The following is a 16,310-nucleotide window of genomic DNA, read 5'->3' as shown; positions in this document are numbered from 1 at the left end:
TGGAGGTGAATTATTATGAAAAATTTAAAAGGTGTGAAGATACTGGCCCTGGCCTTAGCAGTATTCGGTTTAGCAGGCGCCATCACAATACTCATCCAGGGAGAACAGGCCATGGGGGTAAATGACCAGGTGCCTTGGGGGTCCCTGATTGCAACTTATCTTTTCTTTGCCCTTTCAAGTGTAGGTTTAACCTTAGTAGCTTCCCTTTGGTATATATTCAAAGTTGAAGCATTTAAAATTACTACAAAACGAGCACTGGCTCTAGCAATTATTTCAATAGTATTAGGCTTTATAGCAATTGGATTAGAACTGGGTAACCCCTTAAGTATGATCTGGATTCTGTTGTCACCAAACCTGAGCTCAGGAATTTGGTGGATGGGGAGTTTATATAGCCTTTATTTAGGTTTTAGAATCATAACTGTTTACTTCATCTATAAAGGCGACGACCAAAAAGTTGTACTCTTTAGTAGGCTGACTGTGTTTGCAGCACTAGCTGCAGTGGGTAATTTAGGTGCTGTCTTTGGCAACCTAACCGCAAGGCCCTATTGGAATGGAGCTGCTATACCCCTCTACTTTCTAGTAGTAGCAATTTTGTCCGGTGCGGCTATTTTGGCAATAACCTTCTATTTTGTAGAGAAAAAGGAGCAAAAGAACACATCCTCCACCGTAATGCCTTTATTGGGTAAAATAATGATGATATTCATCGGAGTTACTGCCTTCTTTAAATTTTGGCACCTTATTAACAATATTTACGGTGGTGCCTATGGAAAATACGAAGCAGCAATGGCACAAATCTCCGGTCCACTGAGCTTTCAATTTTGGGGCTTAGAAGTGGGGTTAGCATTAATTTTGCCATTCCTTATACTAGCTACCCCAGGTGGATTTAAAAGTAGCAGAGTGTTCTTAGCTGCAATGTTATCTATAGCAGGAACTTACTTTATGCACAATAACTTTGTTGCTGCAGGACAAGTGACTCCCCTTGGTATAATTGAAGGTACCTTCACCGGTGTATATCATAGCTATCAAGTTTTATGGGCTGAGTGGGCCATTCTCTTAGGTGCTCTAGGCGGCGCTATCTTCCTGGCAATTTGGATTGAAGATAAGTTCTTCTCTCCCACTCCAGCCTCTATCAAAACTATTGGCGTTAGCGGCAAGTAATATTATCCAACAAGGAGGTTTCATCCATGGTATTTTTAGAACAAAAACAGTCAATGCAACAATTGTTTTCTATAGCTGCCGAGTTCTACAAATTTCCCGACAGAGATTTTTATAATCAATTGGCTTCAGGTGATTTATTTCAGGAGCTAGAAAAGCTTAGTACAAAGGCAGGGTTTGCTCCTTCTAATCTAGCTTGGCCTGTCAGTGTACCCTCTTTACACCAACTACAACAGGAGCACTTGCGTTGTTTTATGGGGTTTAACAGTCAGGCCGCCGTACCCATAGAATCCTTATATAAAAGATGGACTGTAGATCCAACTGCAAAGTTAACTATTGCTAGCCAAAAAGGCTATCTTATGGGCGATGCAGCAGTACACATTCACTATTTACTTGACAGCCTTGGCTTGGAAATACCTTCCGAGTACCAACAAAAACCGGACCACCTGGCCATCCTATTAGAAATACTTGCTTATTTAATTACTGAAAGAAACGAAAGAGAAGTAGAGTTATACATTAGCGAACATTTAGATTGGCTCCCCCATTTGAAACTGCGCTTAATTGAAATTGATGCACATCCCCTATTTGTGACAATGACAGAACAATTAATTCATATGACAGCCCAAGCTAAATGGCTCTATAAGGATACTGAGGCAATCTGCTATTGAAAAGGAGGGATATAAATGAAGAAAAAGCTAGTTGTTGCCATACTACTAGCAGCAGTTTTACTTCTAGCTGCTGGGTGCTCTAGTGTCCCCGTTGTAACGGTGGAAGCTCCAATAGCTAGTGTGGAAGGAGAACAAGACTTGTCTCCTTATCAAATTAAAGAGACAAAAGCTGAGCAAGAACCGGTCCCAATAGAAGATCATTTGAGTTATGTAGATACAGATTATTTAATGAAACTATTCGACTTAAATGGAGCCACAAGCCGCCAGCGAACTGCTTATGAACAGTACTCTCCCGATTGGAGTTTTGTGTTAATAGATTCTCGCCCCCAGGCTCGGTTTAACGAAAGCCACATTAACGGTTCTATCAATATACCCGATGGTCAGTTCCACGACCTTGCTCACCTCTTACCTGAAGATAAAGACAAAATGCTTATCTTTTACTGTGGAGGCTGGCACTGTCCTTTAAGTCCCGCTTCAGCAAACAAAGCTTTAGAGTTGGGTTATACCAATGTTCATGTATATCAAGAAGGTACCGACGCCTGGGAAGCGGCAGGAAACTACATGGTTACCACGCCTGAATATGTGCAAACATTGATAGAAAGTGCGCGCGTTTCTAGCGCTGACACTACACCTAGTTTAATCATAGACTCACGGCCTTACGGACCTTATTTTGCAGCTTCGATTCCAACTGCTATTAATATAGACGACATCTTATTTGTGGAAAAATATCTGGATGCTATGCCCAAAGATAAGAACACAGAAATAGTAACCTATTGCGGAGGCTTCTTCTGCGGTAAAAGTCATTATATTGCTCAGACCTTAGCAGACCAAGGCTATACAAATGTAAAAGTGCTAGCAGGCGGCGTTCCCGCATGGAAAAGTTCCGGCCTACCCTTGTTCGGTACAGAAGCAGCGGGTATTGACTTTGATATTAGCGGCGGACAACCAGATCGCAGCATTAATTCAGAGCAGTTCAGGGAGAAACTAACTGCAGGTGCAACTGTTGTTGATGTGCGAAACGACTCAGAGGTAGCTAGTGGAATGATTTCCAATGCCATTCATATTCCTGACACATTAATTCACTTAGACGCAGAAGCCATTGCTTCTAAGCTACCTGAAAACAAAGATGCCACTATTCTAATCCACTGTGCTTCAGGAGCCAGAGCAGCAGGAGTTGTTGAAAGGATTGCTAATCTAGGCTACGAAAACACTTTCTATTTAGATGGCAGTATAGTTATTGACAGCAGTGGTAATTATAGTTTTTAAAGAAAGCTCACGAGAGGGATTTTGTTCTAATGAACAAAATCCCTCTCTTTTTTACTTCCTCAATGTTGCTTTAAGTCGCTTAGGCTCACACAATAGGTCTAGCGCATCCCCAATATTATTTGTAGCTATATCAGCTTTCATCAAAGTTTCTACTGCTGCCCCCTCTTTGCCTACAACCGCTATGCCTAATACTGCCTGTTGGAGCATCTGTGCATCATTACTGCCATTGCCTATGGCAACAGTATTTTCCGCACCCAGCGACTTTACAAAATCTAGCTTTTCTCCTGATCCCAGTTCCTGCTTTAAAATAACTAATTGGGCTTTAATCTGCTTGCATGCTTCTGTACTATTACCGAAGGTATCGGCAGTGAGTACATATACGTCTAACTTTTGCGCAAGCTGATTTATTCTTGCTATTGCTTCTGGCAATATGCGTCCATCACAGGCTAAGGTGCCATTATAATCTAATACTAAATGCTTTATCTGAAACTTCTTTCTACCAGGTACTTCTACTTCTATCACTATCCTCACCCCTATTTGTTTTTAGCAGTCCATGGACCACTCCCTAAGTAAATTAGATTCTTCCAACATATCTCCATTCCTGCTCATAACTTTTATATATAGATATTCCGTGGTATAATTTGTCTAAATGCTTGCTGGAGGTGGCAGAAATCAAACCCATTATCGTAATTAGCAAATGTCTAGGTTTTTCTCCCTGTAGATACGATGGTCAAATGTTTAAAGTACCTCTTGTGGAAAAAATTAAACCCTATGTGGAGTATATACCTGTCTGCCCTGAAGAGGAAATAGGGCTGGGAACCCCCAGGAATACTCTGCGTTTAGTGGATACAGGTGATATAATCAGCTTATTTCAGCCTGCCACCGGGAAAGACTATACTGAGGCCATGAACTCATTTTCCATTAAGTTTTTGCAGTCATTACCTATAATCGATGGTTTTATTCTCAAAAATCGCTCTCCATCATGTGGTATAAAGGATGTTAAAATCTATAATAACTACGAAAGTGGTCCGGTTTTGAGAAAAGGAGCAGGTCTTTTTAGCAACAAAGTTCAAGAGTTGTTTTGCCACAAACCCATAGAAGATGAAGGTCGGCTGACAAACTTTGCAATTCGCGAGCATTACCTGACTCAGTTATTTACTCTAACCTCTTTTAGGAAAATCAAGGAACAGCCAACCATGAAGTCTTTGGTCAAATTTCATTCAGATAATAAGTATTTGTTTATGGCTTATGATCAAGCAACCTTAAAGCTAATGGGGAATATAGTAGCAAATCATGACAAGTTACCAGTGGAAACAGTAATTGCTAAATACCAGTCACAGCTTGTAATACTGTTAAAAACGCCGCTTAAATATACTGCTACCATCAACGTTTTGATGCACATAATGGGCTATTTCTCAAAATATTTATCTGTCCAAGAAAAAAAATTCCTATTAAATATGTTTGAGCGCTATCGCAGCGGAACACTGCCTTTAAGCGTCCCTCGGCTATTACTGAAATCTCATGCTATTCGTTTTGAAGAAAAATATTTATTAAATCAAACTTTTTTTGCACCCTACCCTGAAGATTTGATGGAAGAAAGGAGTTGATACTTTGGATAAACGAAAAGTTGCCAAAGTATTAGAAGAAGTAGGCACCCTTCTGCAACTACATGGAGCAAATCAATTTAGGACTAGAGCATACTTTAATGCAGCCAGAGTTGTAGAAACCATGAAGGACGATCTATCAGAGTTGGTTAACTCCGGTGCCATAAAAGAAGTTAAGGGCATCGGAGATGCTCTAGCGGCCGCTATTTCTGAGTTAGTACAAACGGGAAAACTGTCATCTCACCAGGAACTATTGGACAAGACTCCACCCGGCTTGCTAGATATGTTAAAAGTCCCCGGCTTAGGGCCTAAGAAAATATATACGCTTCATAATGATCTGGGAGTTACCAGTATTGCCGAGTTAGAATACGCCTGTATTGAAAATAGACTCATTAGTTTAAAGGGGTTTGGCCCTAAAAGTCAAGAGAACATTATTAAAGGCATTGAACAAGTAAAGAAACATCAGGGTAAATATCTTTTTGCTGACGCCCTTTTTGTAGCGCAAGAAATAATAGCACAGATGAAAACTTGTTCTCATGTAAAGAGCATAAGTCTTGCCGGTAGTCTTAGACGCTACAAAGAAGTGGTTAAAGATGTGGACATAGTAACTGCTGGTAGTAATGCCGAAGCGATTAAAGATCATTTTGCTAACCTGCCCCAAGTTGCAGAAATCACTAGCAGCGGAAATACAAAAGTGTCTGCTATTACAACAATGGGTATTAACGTTGACTTGCGGATTGTAGAGCCAATTCAATTCCCTTATGTACTACATCATTTTACAGGTAGCAAGGACCACAATACTGCTTTACGACAGCTTGCCAAAAAAAGAGGTATCAAGATAAATGAATACGGCCTTTTCCAAGGAGAAAGCAATATAGTAGTTAAGGATGAAAAAGAATTCTTTTCAGTGTTAGGACTAGATTATATTCCTCCAGAACTGAGAGAAAACATGGGAGAAATTAGCGCCGCTGAGCAAGATAAGCTTCCTCAGCTAATTACCGGAAAAGACATTAAAGGTGTTTTACACCTTCACACAACGTACAGCGATGGGTCTCATAGTCTTAAAGCCATGGCTGAGGCAGCGCAAAAGCTAGGATACTCTTACATAGGTATCACCGACCACAGTCAATCTGCTGTTTATGCCAGGGGGCTTAGTTTAGATGACATTAAGCGTCAGCGAGAAGAGATTGATCAATTAAATAGCGATAATGAGGACTTTTATATTTTCCAGGGCATTGAGTCAGACATTCACAAAGATGGTTCACTAGATTACCCTGACCAGGTATTAGCTTCCTTTGACTTTGTTATAGCTTCAGTTCACTCGGCCTTTTCTATAACAGGTACCGATGCCACCAAGCGACTGATTACCGCCATGGAAAATCCATATACCACAATGTTAGGTCATCCTACAGGGAGACTGTTGCTTGGCCGCCAAGGATATGAACCTGAGCTAGAATACATAATAGAGGCTGCCATAGATAACAATGTGATTTTGGAGTTAAACGCTAGCCCCCACAGATTAGATTTGAGTTGGTCATCCTTAAAGCTGGCAAAGGACGCCGGAGCAACATTGGTTATTAACCCAGATGCCCATAAGATTGAAGAACTGCATAGTACTGATTACGGGATTTATATAGGTCGTAAAGGTTGGCTCGAGCCAAGAGACGTTTTCAACACCCGATCTTTACCTGAAGTCAAAGACTCCTTTTCAAAATCTAAGTGATTGCAGGATTTAGAAATAGTATTATAGAATAGAGAACGGTATAAGAAATCAGATACCAAACCAAAGGAGTATTGCTAATGAATTTTATCTACCGGCTTATAGATAGTACTATTTTGAACATGCTCTACATCTGCATTGCCTTTCTAGTATTAATAATAATAAGCCTACTAGTAGCTTTTAAGAAGCGAAAAAAGACGGAAGAGCAATATCGACTAGCCATAGATGGATCTAACGATATAATTTGGGATTGGGATCTAATAGAAAATAGGATTCAAGTATACCCTCGCGGCCAGGATATATACAGGGTAAAGGAATGCGACTTTGTTCTCAATCCAGAGGATCTGAAAGACATCGTCCACCCTTCGGACTTTAAAGCAAATTCTAAAGAACTTAATAATCACTTAAATAAAGTGGTCCCCTATTTTTATCACGAAGTCCGCCTAAAAAGAAGAACTGGAACGTATTCTACATATTTAGCCCGTGGCAAAGCAGTCTGGAACTCTTCAGGCAAAGCTATTCGAATGGTTGGGTCTTTAACTGATATTACAAAATTAAAGCAGTGGGAAGAAGAAGTATACGAATTGGCTCATTATGACTCTTTAACTGGCCTGCCAAACCGTACGCTTTTAAAGAAAAAATTGCGCACTGCTATGGCAAATGCTGATTCACAGGAAAAGGTGGCTCTCTTATTTATCAATTTGGATAACTTTAAAACTGTTAATGACACCATGGGGCTTGATAGTGGCGATAAAATACTGATTCAAGCAAGTCACTCCCTCGAGCAAATATCACCAAGTGATTCTACTGTCGCCCGCTTAGGCGGAGATGAATTTGTCATTTTAATCCACGGCGTAACAGAGAGTAATCAATTAACCACATTGGCTAATAATGTACTCCAGGAATTTAGCAAACCCTTTGTTATTGGAGATAGAAGGTTTTTTATTACAGCCAGTATTGGAATATCTTTCTTTCCTGATCACGGAGAAAATGAAGATCTGTTGTTAAAAAATGCAGGTATTGCATTACATGAGGTGAAAACAGCAGGCGGGAACAATTACTACTTTTGCACCCAAGAACTTAATGACCACATTATAAATAAACTAAACATGGAAGCTAATATGAGGCAAGGCCTTTTACAAAATGATTTTTTCTTAGTGTATCAACCCCTAATTGAATTAGCAACAGGTAAAGTAGTTGGTGTAGAAGCTTTATTGCGTTGGAAGCTTAATGGAAATGAGACAGTTAGTCCGGGTAATTTTATCCCCATTGCGGAAGAGACAGGATTTATTATTCAGCTGGGCGAATGGGTTCTTGAAACTGCATGTAAACAAAATAAGGCTTGGCAGGAAGCTGGTCTTGATCCTATATTTGTTTCGGTCAATTTGTCTGCTCGACAATTCCAGTCCCAGGATATTCACAAGACCGTATCTTCTGTTTTAGAAACCACTAACTTAGACCCCTGCTGGTTAAAGCTAGAAATTACAGAAACAGCGGCTATAGATAATCCCCTATACACTATTGAAACTCTGACTAGCCTGCAGGAAATGGGGGTTACTACTTCATTAGATGACTTTGGCACTGGTTATTCATCATTAAATTATTTACGACTGCTAAATGTGAATAATATAAAAATCGACAAGTCCTTTATCAGTAATGCCATGGATGTACCCATTGAAAAAGAGATAATTAAGGCAATCATTTCTTTAGCTCACGGAATAAACTTAACCGTAACAGCTGAAGGAGTAGAAACAGAACGACAACTAAATTTCTTGCGAGGCTTAAACTGTAATTTAGTTCAAGGCTATTATTACAGCAAGCCGCTTAAAGCAAATGACTTAGCAGCACTTTTACGTCAAGGTTCTCATCTTCTCAGTAAAACAGATTAAGTACATATAGTAACCCCAGCAACCATTTTTCCTGGCTACTGGGGTTACTTTTTCGTTGCTAGGTCTAAAACTAAAGTAACTCGAGCACCTCTTGAGGATGAGCTACTATGGCTTTGGCCTGCCCTTCTAGTTCTTCTTTTTTCCTAAATCCCCACAGGACTCCCACTCCGTACATGCCAGCTCTAGAAGCAGTCTCCATATCAACGTTTGTATCTCCCAAGTACAGAATTTTCTCAGGGTCTACATTTAGTGCTTCTGCAATTTCTATGGCACCTGCAGGATCAGGCTTTTTGGGCACTTCCTCCCTTGCACCCAAAATAATCTTAAACTCCCATTCAGAGAGAAATTTTTCCACCACCACTTTTGTATATTGATGTGGTTTATTGGAGAGTACATTAATTGATATTCCTTGTTTAGTTAAGCTATCTAGTAATTCTGGTATTCCTGAATATAAGTCAGTTTTCACTGCCCAATTTTTTCCGTATTCCTCAACTACATCCTCTATACATGCATTTACTAACTCCGCATCTGCTCTGGCAGTCTGTGGCATAGCCCGTAAAACTAAATTTTCCATCCCGCTCCCTACAAAGTACTTCACATCTTCTCGAGAATGAGTCGGCATACCTCGCTTCGCCAACACCGCGTTTACAGAATCAGCTAAATCATCAATTGAATCTATCAGTGTCCCATCTAAGTCAAAAATTACTGCCTCGAATTTCACAAAATCATCTCCTTTTTTCTTGAATGTCACGGGGACAGTTTGACACTTCTAATAGCTCTAACTGTTTCTCTTGGTTTAAAACCCGCCTTGCATCTGCCCCTAAGATTTCTGTCATAATAACTTCACCTACAAGCCAAGTCTTAACCCCCGGTCTTAAGCAACCTGTTTTTGTTTGTCCAGCCCTTCCCAAAGCTCCATGAATATGCAGCACTGGCTCATTGTCACTTGAAGGCGCTAACACTCCTACACCTATTACTTCATGCGCTCCCTCTACCGGGGTCTTCATTGGATTAATAGGTATTTGGTCTGTCTCCCTTGGACCAACTACGATTTCTCCTTTGCTTATGCCACCTATGAGAGTTACTTGAGCTAAAACCACTTTATTGTCTTTGGCAAAACGCTCTAAACAATCCGGAAGGACATCCCCTTCCTCTAGTCTAATTATAAATACTCTACCCATTTTCCCCTGAGTTGACTTCATATATTCACCTCCAAAACTGCCTAAGTTGTCAAGAGAATGTCCCCTCGATACTTTGACACTATTGATTTTGTCCCGCTATTGGTATAAACTCAAAAGGGGTGTTTATTATCATGAAAAAAACAGTTGATGAAAAGTGTCCAAAATGCAAATCAAAACATATTAAGTTCATGAGTCGAAGAAATTGGCTCACAATAAGCTTAATCATCGCTACAATAGCTGCAGTATTAGGCATATTGTTTTATCCGCCTGCTTTCTACGGAATGATGGCTGCTGGTTTGCTAATTATAATCACCAACCAAGCTTCCAAATTACGTCAGTGCTCAAGGTGTAATAAACTATGGCTTTCCCGCATCTAATTATCAATAATCCTTTTAATTTCTTGCAACCACTTTTCTGTGTAGTAACCTAATGGACTTTCAAAGCGTTGCATATAATCATTGATCAAACGGTTAAGCTGGTCCTCACTATGGGCTAGCTTTTCTACTTCCATCCAACATCCCCACTCATCCATGATTCTCCAATTGGGATCATCTAATTTGCTGTTAGGCATTCTATAATGAAATGTGGGACGAGGTGTTGTCAATTCATCAACGATCCTCTCCCGTAGTAACTCTTCATTCATAAAGCAAAACAATGGTAACATATCTAGTGGTCTGTTTCTTGTGGGATTGAACTTTATGTAATCCTCTATTAGTTGCTTCTCTCCAGGGCAATAGTTCCGATCCAGAACTAATCGTTGATACTCCCTTGGAAAAGGATTTATATAAGGAGTAAGTTGCCTAGTCAAATCTAGTTTTAGCTTTTCTTTTAGCCAATCGTATAAAATAAAAAATGCTCTCATATAATTTAATGCCAATTTTCCACACACAGAGGGGATTTCTGCATTTATATGTAACCCGAAAGCATACATGGGAGAGGCTCCTGTTCCCAAAGCATACTGCTTCCGCAAATTCTCACGTAATAAATCAATTTTAGCAATAGCATCTATGGGTATTGGAGGTGAACACACCTCAAAAGGAGCTATTTGCTTAACCATCGCAGCTACAGCTTTTTCTATTGCTCCTATTTCCTCCTGGTTGGAAAGCCCTATTTTGTATAAATATTCTTTGAGGACCATCTCTTTAAGGAGGCTCACATCTAATTCTACTCTAAAATCCCCTAATTCCGTTCCAGTAACAATGTACTTGTAATCGTTTACTTTTTCAGCCTTCCCGCCATAAGTCTCTTTTACTATATCTACTATAACCTCTATTTCTAGCCCGGAAAATTCTATCTCAAAGCCCACTTTTCGCATAAGCCCATCGTTTTTCTTTTCCAGAGACTTAGCATGTTCAGACACATTTACACCCTCTTACTTCAGAATTATTAAAACTACTAGTATCTACTTGGAAGCACTAGTCTTAAATTCTTTGGATACAGAATCTAATTCCACAGCTTCGCTATTCATATGCTGACTCGAGCTAGCTATCTCCTCAACTAAGGCAGCATTCTGCTGGGTCACCTCATTTAATTCGTCTATTGCACCCCTTACATCTTCGATACTAGTAGATTGGTCTTGTAGTCCCAATGCTACCTCTTGAATTGCTGTACTAACCTTTTCGTTGTTAACAATTATTTCCTTGAAAACCTTTTTTGTGTCAATCATTAGTTCATTACCCTTATTTACCTTAGCAGTACTTGTCTCAATTAACCTCTCTATCTCCTTTGCTGCTTCAGCAGATCTGTTCGATAAACTTCGCACTTCAGCGGCTACTACTGCAAAGCTCTTCCCCTGTTCTCCCGCTCTTGCTGCCTCTACCGCAGCGTTTAATGCCAATAAGTTGGTTTGGAATGCAATCTCATTTACCTTCTCTGTAATCTCTGCAATTGCATCATTGCTTGCAGTAATTTCTGCCATAGCCTCACCCATATTTTCAGTAACTTGCTCTCCTTTTTTTATGTTTTTCAGGGTATTATCCGCATTTTCCGCAACGCCTGAAGCCCGATAGGTAGAGTTTTTAACCGAATTGGTAATATCCTCAAAGGCCGCTGTTACTCCCTCTAAAGAAGAAGCCTGCTCCTCCGTCCTCTGTGATAAATCTTGATTTCCAGCAGCAATCTGGTCTGTAGCACCTGCTACATTAGTTGCTGCACTACCAACTTTTATAATACGCTCCTCTAAGACATCTAGACTTTTGTTTAAATCCTGGGCTATTTTGCCTATTTCATCCTTCGACTGGTAATCAACTCTGGGAGTTAAGTCCATAGCTGCCACATCACTTAATACTTTTTCTATTTTCTTTACTGGAACAATTATCGCTTTTCTCATAAAGAAATTTATAGCAAAAGTAATGACCATTGCTGCCAGTATTAAAAAGCCGATCATTACATTTCTAAGGTTATTTATACTGGCTATTATATTACTTCTATCTACTACTACCTTAAAATAACCATCAACTGCTCCTGTGTAATCCGTAAAGGGGATTAGAATAACACCATTTGTTCTACCTTCACAAACTGTATAGACTACTTTTCCATTCATTACATTAGTCAAGTACTCTTGTGCTATTGGCCACTGATCTTCTGTCACAGTAGCAGCCAAGGGCATAGTTTTTTCATCTACACTTGTTGTAATATCAAAGTTACTTTCGTCCCCATCATTCAGGGTATATAGTAAATATTCCCCACCAAAATCTGTCTTTATTCCTTCTAAAAAATCATCTCCAAAATCTGACCCAAACTCAAAGCTTCCCACGTGTTCTCCCTGGTACCTTACTGGTGCAACTACCCTAATTCCATACCCGCCTACTCCTCGCTCTAGTCCTGATACTAGAGACTGACTTGCATTAGCTTCATTCACTGTATGTCTAAATTCACGCAAACTATCTCCATATCTATCTGGCATATGTAAGCGCAAAAAAGACGTGGAGTCTGGCAAGTGAAATTGCATCTGGGCAACTCTATCCTCTACTGCAAGATATGACGGAAGTAGCATATCTGCTAAACCTTCTCTATTTCTTTCCGAAAATAGCCTCTGAACCTCTCTGTTTTGAGCTATACTCAATACCGAAACTTCAGTAGCTTCAATCTGCTGTGATAACCTTGCCTGAACTGCTTCACTAAGTAGTAAATACTCTTCTTGCTCTTTTTCTTCAATTAAATTCAACATATTCCCTACAACAAATGTGGCTATCCCTGCAAAAGTAACAATTACGATCAATCCTACGATTAATGAAACCTTCTTCTGTAGTGACATAATCCTCCCCCGATCTCTAACTCTGGCATCTAATTATTGCTATAACTTGATCCTGCCCACAAGCTATCATTCTTACTTCAAAGTTACTTGCTTCAAAACTCTGAAGTTGCCAAGTTTGTCTAGATTTTTCAATATTTTTTTGTAATAACTCGGCAAAATGCTCTGGGAATATTTCAGACACACATTTACCTTTAAGCTCTGATGGCATGTTAGCAGTAAACAGCTCCCTGTTTTTAGCAATTACATCTACTATATTACCATCTTTATCAAAACACAGTAACACATCAGATAACAGTGTTACTATAGATCCATATCTGCATTCACTCTCAAGCAAGGCATTTTCCGCTGCTCTACGTGCAGAAATATCAGAATAAATAGCGTATATACCCAAGACTTCTCCATCTATTATTACGGGAACGCTTTTTATTTGCACTTCAACAGCTTCTCCTCCTTTAGCATACCGAACAGCTTCTAATTCAACCTGTTGCTCTGTCGAAAAGCTATATGTACACAGAAACTTTTCTTTTTGTTGCTGTGCTCCTACAAGCAATTGATTGGCATCCTTCCCTAAGCATTCTTCCATTGAGTAACCAAAAAGCTCCTCAAATCTACGGTTAACATTTCTAATCTTGTGCTCACTATCGATAAATACGATTGCATCGGTGGAGTCTTTAAAAAGAGCTTTAAAGTGTTCTTTCTGGTGCCGCAATTTTCTTTCAGCTTCTTTTCTTTCACTTATATCTCTTATAACTAGAAGGGAGTGCCATTTTTGCTTATATGTTGTGGCAGAAACAGTTATCTCCACAGGAATTTCTTTTTTATCCTTTATTATAATGCTAGTTTCATGGGTTTTTCCCATTTTCATCTCCTCTTGCCCCTGTTTATAGGCCGCAAATTGATCAGCAATTCTCTTATCAGCACTGATTAAAGAATCTAGCTCTTTGTCTAAAGCTTCATCTTCACGGAAACCTAGCATCTTAATTGCTCCTTTATTCCAAAAGGAGATTTTCCCCAACCCGTCAACCATTATAACAGCATCTTGAGCTGAATTAGCCAAACGCATAAATTTGGCTTCACTTTCCTTAAGCTCTTCCCGCGTCTGACTCAGTAAACTTCCCTGTCCAAATACATCGTTGTAAACAACTTTGATGCCAAATAACACTGCAAAGAGCATACTTAGTCCAATAAAAATCGGGAAGAGTGTCTCGTCACCGGTTAAGTGCTGATCTATAAATAAAAATCCTGTATTCCAGCTAGCAGTAAATAGCCCGCCCATAAGCCCCCAATACCATACACCAAGTATCACTAAAAAACCGCTTAAAAGCGCCTTTAGCAATATACTATCTTCAAATAGGTAAAAAGCCACTGGCAACATTATAATATAAATAGTCAACAAGCTCATAAATGTCCTGCGACTCAACTAAATCATCCCCCTTAGATTTTTTCTAAAATTAAACATATGTTGTTTTAATTCAGCAAAAATTGCTAAATTCCTATCAGTAAAGTAAAAGGTCCCAAATTTTATTTTTTTTACTAATTTAAAAGGAATTCCTGCCATTAATAGCTAATTTACTAAACTATTACGTTCGTGGAGGGGTCATTATGAAATTTTTGATTATAGAAGATTCTATACTTTACCGAAAAACTATAGTAAAATTCCTAAAAAAATACTTCCCAGATGCTGAATACATCTTAGCCGAAAACGGAGCCAAGGGATATGACCTCCACCTGAAAGAAAATCCGGATGTCACTTTTCTAGACCTATTGCTGCCAGAAATAACTGGTCAGGAGGTCTTGAGGCTAATAAAAGAATATAACCCCAATGCTAAAGTAGTCGTTCTTTCAGCCGATGTCCAAAAGTTGGTAAAAGCTGAGGTCCATGCCTTAGGAGTAGTTGATTTTATTAACAAGCCCTTAACAGAAGAAAAAGTCGAGGTATTAATACCTAAATTAAAGGGTGAGTTAAATGCTTAATCAATTACAAAAAGATGCTTTGACTGAATTTATGAATATATATATAGGCCAAGCAGCAAGCCTTCTCTCAGAAATAGTGGATGAACGCATCCAACTAAAAATACCAGAAATACATTTGGTTTCCATGTCTTCTAACATTGAAACCAAATTTGATGCCTCCAGTTTATTCCCAAAGGGACATGTGCTGTCTTCGTCTATAAGCTTTGGAAGTGATTTTACTGGCAAAGCTCGTTTAGTCTTCCCTGCAGAAAAGACTGGCCAATTAGTCAATCTCTGCTTAGGAGAAGATACCTATGAAGAAGAGGTTACTCCTAATAAACTTTCAGACACTGATTCTGATGCTGTTCGCGAAATTGGAAACATCGTCTTAAACGCTGTGGTAGGCGGCTTAGGTAATTTAATGGAAATAAAACTCAATTACTCCTTACCTGATATAGAGCTTTTGTTCTTTCCCAATGTGGAAGAAAATATCGCTATTGAAGAGGATTTTTATGTTCTCGTAATTAAAAACACCTTCTCCTTTGCAAGCTCAGAAATTGAAGGGGCAATTTTAGTAGTGCTAAGTATTGAATCTGTTTCTTATCTTATAAAAAAAATAGACGAGGTATTATTAGATGTCTATAACTAAGATTAATGAAATGGAGCTCCAAATTATTAACAAACTAAATATCGGTATAATCGTCCTAGATCGGGATTTCAGAGTTGTCATCTGGAATGATTGGTTAGAACAACTTTCAGGCCGTTTAAGAGATCAAGTTATCGGTGAAAAAATAACTACTATTAGCCCTGTTTTTAATAAACGCGTTTACCAGCATTTTTTTAATGATGCATTAGAGCACGGAAAAAAAATGTTTTGTTCTGCCACTTTACACCCTGTATTCATTGCTCCCCTAAACAAGAGTGGCTGTGATAAAAAAACTCAACAAAACTTGCACATTGAACCCATTGATTTTATGGGAGAACAATACATACTTCTACAAATATATGATATAACCTATCAACATAAACGAATTCACGTATTAAAAAATGCCCTTAAAGAGATGGAATCTTCTCATATAGAGGCAAAAAATGCTACAAAAAAATTGTTACACAAAGCTTATCACGATCCGTTAACCGGATTGCCCAATCGCTTGATGTTAAACCATCAACTAAAAGAATATATGTCCAATCATGTTACTGGCAAAATTGCTGTACTATTTTTAGACTTGGATGACTTTGCTATTGTAAACAATAGATTAGGACACATGGCAGGGGATAATCTCCTTAAGCAGATCGCCCAAAGATTAACTGATACACTTAGAAGGGACGATATAGTAGCACGTTACGGCGGGGATGAATTCGTAATTGTTTTGCCAAACATATCTAACCCAAATGATGTATATAAGATTGCCCAAAAGCTTGTAGAAGTGATCAGAGAGCCCATAGAACTAGAAAGTGAAAATGTAAAGGTATCTGGAAGTATAGGCATATCCCTATATCCGGACCACGGTGATAATATTCATGACCTGCTAAAAAATGCTGATGCTGCTATGTACAGGGCTAAAAGTGATTTTAAAGATTGTTATCGCTTTTTAGATTAAATATCTTCTACATATAA

General features: G+C 39.0%; 15 protein-coding genes. 9 read left to right on the top strand and 6 right to left on the bottom strand.

Annotated features, from left to right (window positions below; genetic code table 11):
- Positions 1 to 15 precede the first annotated feature (15 nt).
- The 3 genes from nrfD to GGQ84_RS01140 are packed head-to-tail and all read left to right on the top strand — an operon-like array spanning position 16 to position 3,089.
- Entirely contained in the window at positions 16 to 1,158 is a 1,143-nt protein-coding gene (gene nrfD, locus GGQ84_RS01150; RefSeq protein ID WP_429158002.1) for an NrfD/PsrC family molybdoenzyme membrane anchor subunit, read from the top strand.
- A 26-nt stretch (positions 1,159 to 1,184) separates the two neighbouring features.
- Positions 1,185 to 1,823, top strand: a complete 639-nt coding sequence (locus tag GGQ84_RS01145) for a TorD/DmsD family molecular chaperone (RefSeq protein ID WP_429158000.1) — start codon at positions 1,185 to 1,187, stop codon at positions 1,821 to 1,823.
- A gap of 15 nt (positions 1,824 to 1,838) precedes the next feature.
- Positions 1,839 to 3,089 carry a rhodanese-like domain-containing protein gene (locus tag GGQ84_RS01140; RefSeq protein WP_429157998.1) on the top strand — a complete coding sequence of 417 codons (1,251 nt, stop codon included), beginning with the start codon at positions 1,839 to 1,841 and terminating at the stop codon, positions 3,087 to 3,089.
- A 51-nt stretch (positions 3,090 to 3,140) separates the two neighbouring features.
- Here the strand turns inward: GGQ84_RS01140 and GGQ84_RS01135 are convergent, their stop codons facing one another.
- Positions 3,141 to 3,611, bottom strand: coding sequence for an HAD family hydrolase (locus GGQ84_RS01135; protein ID WP_429157996.1), 471 nt, complete (start codon positions 3,609 to 3,611; stop codon positions 3,141 to 3,143).
- A gap of 119 nt (positions 3,612 to 3,730) precedes the next feature.
- On the opposite strand from GGQ84_RS01135, the gene GGQ84_RS01130 reads away from it, so the two are divergent.
- The 3 genes from GGQ84_RS01130 (at position 3,731) to GGQ84_RS01120 (ending at position 8,302) form a co-directional block, all read left to right on the top strand.
- Positions 3,731 to 4,696, top strand: coding sequence for a YbgA family protein (locus GGQ84_RS01130; protein ID WP_429157994.1), 966 nt, complete (start codon positions 3,731 to 3,733; stop codon positions 4,694 to 4,696).
- 4 nt (positions 4,697 to 4,700) lie between these two features.
- Positions 4,701 to 6,416 carry a DNA polymerase/3'-5' exonuclease PolX gene (polX, locus tag GGQ84_RS01125; protein WP_429157992.1) on the top strand — a complete coding sequence of 572 codons (1,716 nt, stop codon included), beginning with the start codon at positions 4,701 to 4,703 and terminating at the stop codon, positions 6,414 to 6,416.
- 77 nt (positions 6,417 to 6,493) lie between these two features.
- The gene (locus GGQ84_RS01120) at positions 6,494 to 8,302 is read left to right on the top strand and encodes a putative bifunctional diguanylate cyclase/phosphodiesterase (protein ID WP_429157990.1); all 1,809 of its coding nucleotides are present in this window, start codon (positions 6,494 to 6,496) and stop codon (positions 8,300 to 8,302) included.
- A 70-nt stretch (positions 8,303 to 8,372) separates the two neighbouring features.
- Here GGQ84_RS01120 and GGQ84_RS01115 read toward each other — a convergent pair whose 3' ends face one another.
- The 5 genes from GGQ84_RS01115 to GGQ84_RS01095 form a co-directional block, all read right to left on the bottom strand.
- Entirely contained in the window at positions 8,373 to 9,023 is a 651-nt protein-coding gene (locus tag GGQ84_RS01115; RefSeq protein WP_429157988.1) for an HAD family hydrolase, read from the bottom strand.
- A gap of 4 nt (positions 9,024 to 9,027) precedes the next feature.
- Positions 9,028 to 9,504, bottom strand: coding sequence for a PPC domain-containing DNA-binding protein (locus tag GGQ84_RS01110; protein ID WP_429157986.1), 477 nt, complete (start codon positions 9,502 to 9,504; stop codon positions 9,028 to 9,030).
- A 352-nt stretch (positions 9,505 to 9,856) separates the two neighbouring features.
- Positions 9,857 to 10,843: an amidoligase family protein gene (locus GGQ84_RS01105; RefSeq protein WP_429157984.1), complete on the bottom strand. Its 987-nt coding sequence runs from the start codon at positions 10,841 to 10,843 to the stop codon at positions 9,857 to 9,859.
- Positions 10,844 to 10,885: 42 nt separating this feature from the next.
- Positions 10,886 to 12,739 (bottom strand): methyl-accepting chemotaxis protein, encoded by a 1,854-nt coding sequence (locus tag GGQ84_RS01100; RefSeq protein ID WP_429157982.1) that lies wholly within the window; start codon positions 12,737 to 12,739, stop codon positions 10,886 to 10,888.
- 16 nt (positions 12,740 to 12,755) lie between these two features.
- Positions 12,756 to 14,159: a PAS domain-containing protein gene (locus GGQ84_RS01095; protein WP_429157981.1), complete on the bottom strand. Its 1,404-nt coding sequence runs from the start codon at positions 14,157 to 14,159 to the stop codon at positions 12,756 to 12,758.
- A gap of 182 nt (positions 14,160 to 14,341) precedes the next feature.
- On the opposite strand from GGQ84_RS01095, the gene GGQ84_RS01090 reads away from it, so the two are divergent.
- The 3 genes from GGQ84_RS01090 to GGQ84_RS01080 are packed head-to-tail and all read left to right on the top strand — an operon-like array spanning position 14,342 to position 16,293.
- Positions 14,342 to 14,713, top strand: coding sequence for a response regulator (locus GGQ84_RS01090; protein WP_429157979.1), 372 nt, complete (start codon positions 14,342 to 14,344; stop codon positions 14,711 to 14,713).
- Positions 14,706 to 15,341 carry a chemotaxis protein CheC gene (locus GGQ84_RS01085; protein ID WP_429157977.1) on the top strand — a complete coding sequence of 212 codons (636 nt, stop codon included), beginning with the start codon at positions 14,706 to 14,708 and terminating at the stop codon, positions 15,339 to 15,341. Before GGQ84_RS01090 ends, GGQ84_RS01085 begins: the two co-directional genes overlap by 8 nt.
- On the top strand, positions 15,328 to 16,293 hold the full coding sequence (locus GGQ84_RS01080; protein WP_429157975.1) for a diguanylate cyclase domain-containing protein: 966 nt from the start codon (positions 15,328 to 15,330) through the stop codon (positions 16,291 to 16,293). Before GGQ84_RS01085 ends, GGQ84_RS01080 begins: the two co-directional genes overlap by 14 nt.
- The last annotated feature ends 17 nt before the right edge of the window (positions 16,294 to 16,310 follow it).

This window comes from Desulfitispora alkaliphila (assembly GCF_050433185.1).
GTDB classification, from domain to species: domain Bacteria; phylum Bacillota; class Desulfitisporia; order Desulfitisporales; family Desulfitisporaceae; genus Desulfitispora; species Desulfitispora alkaliphila.
This window is presented reverse-complemented; position numbering and strand designations above follow the sequence as displayed.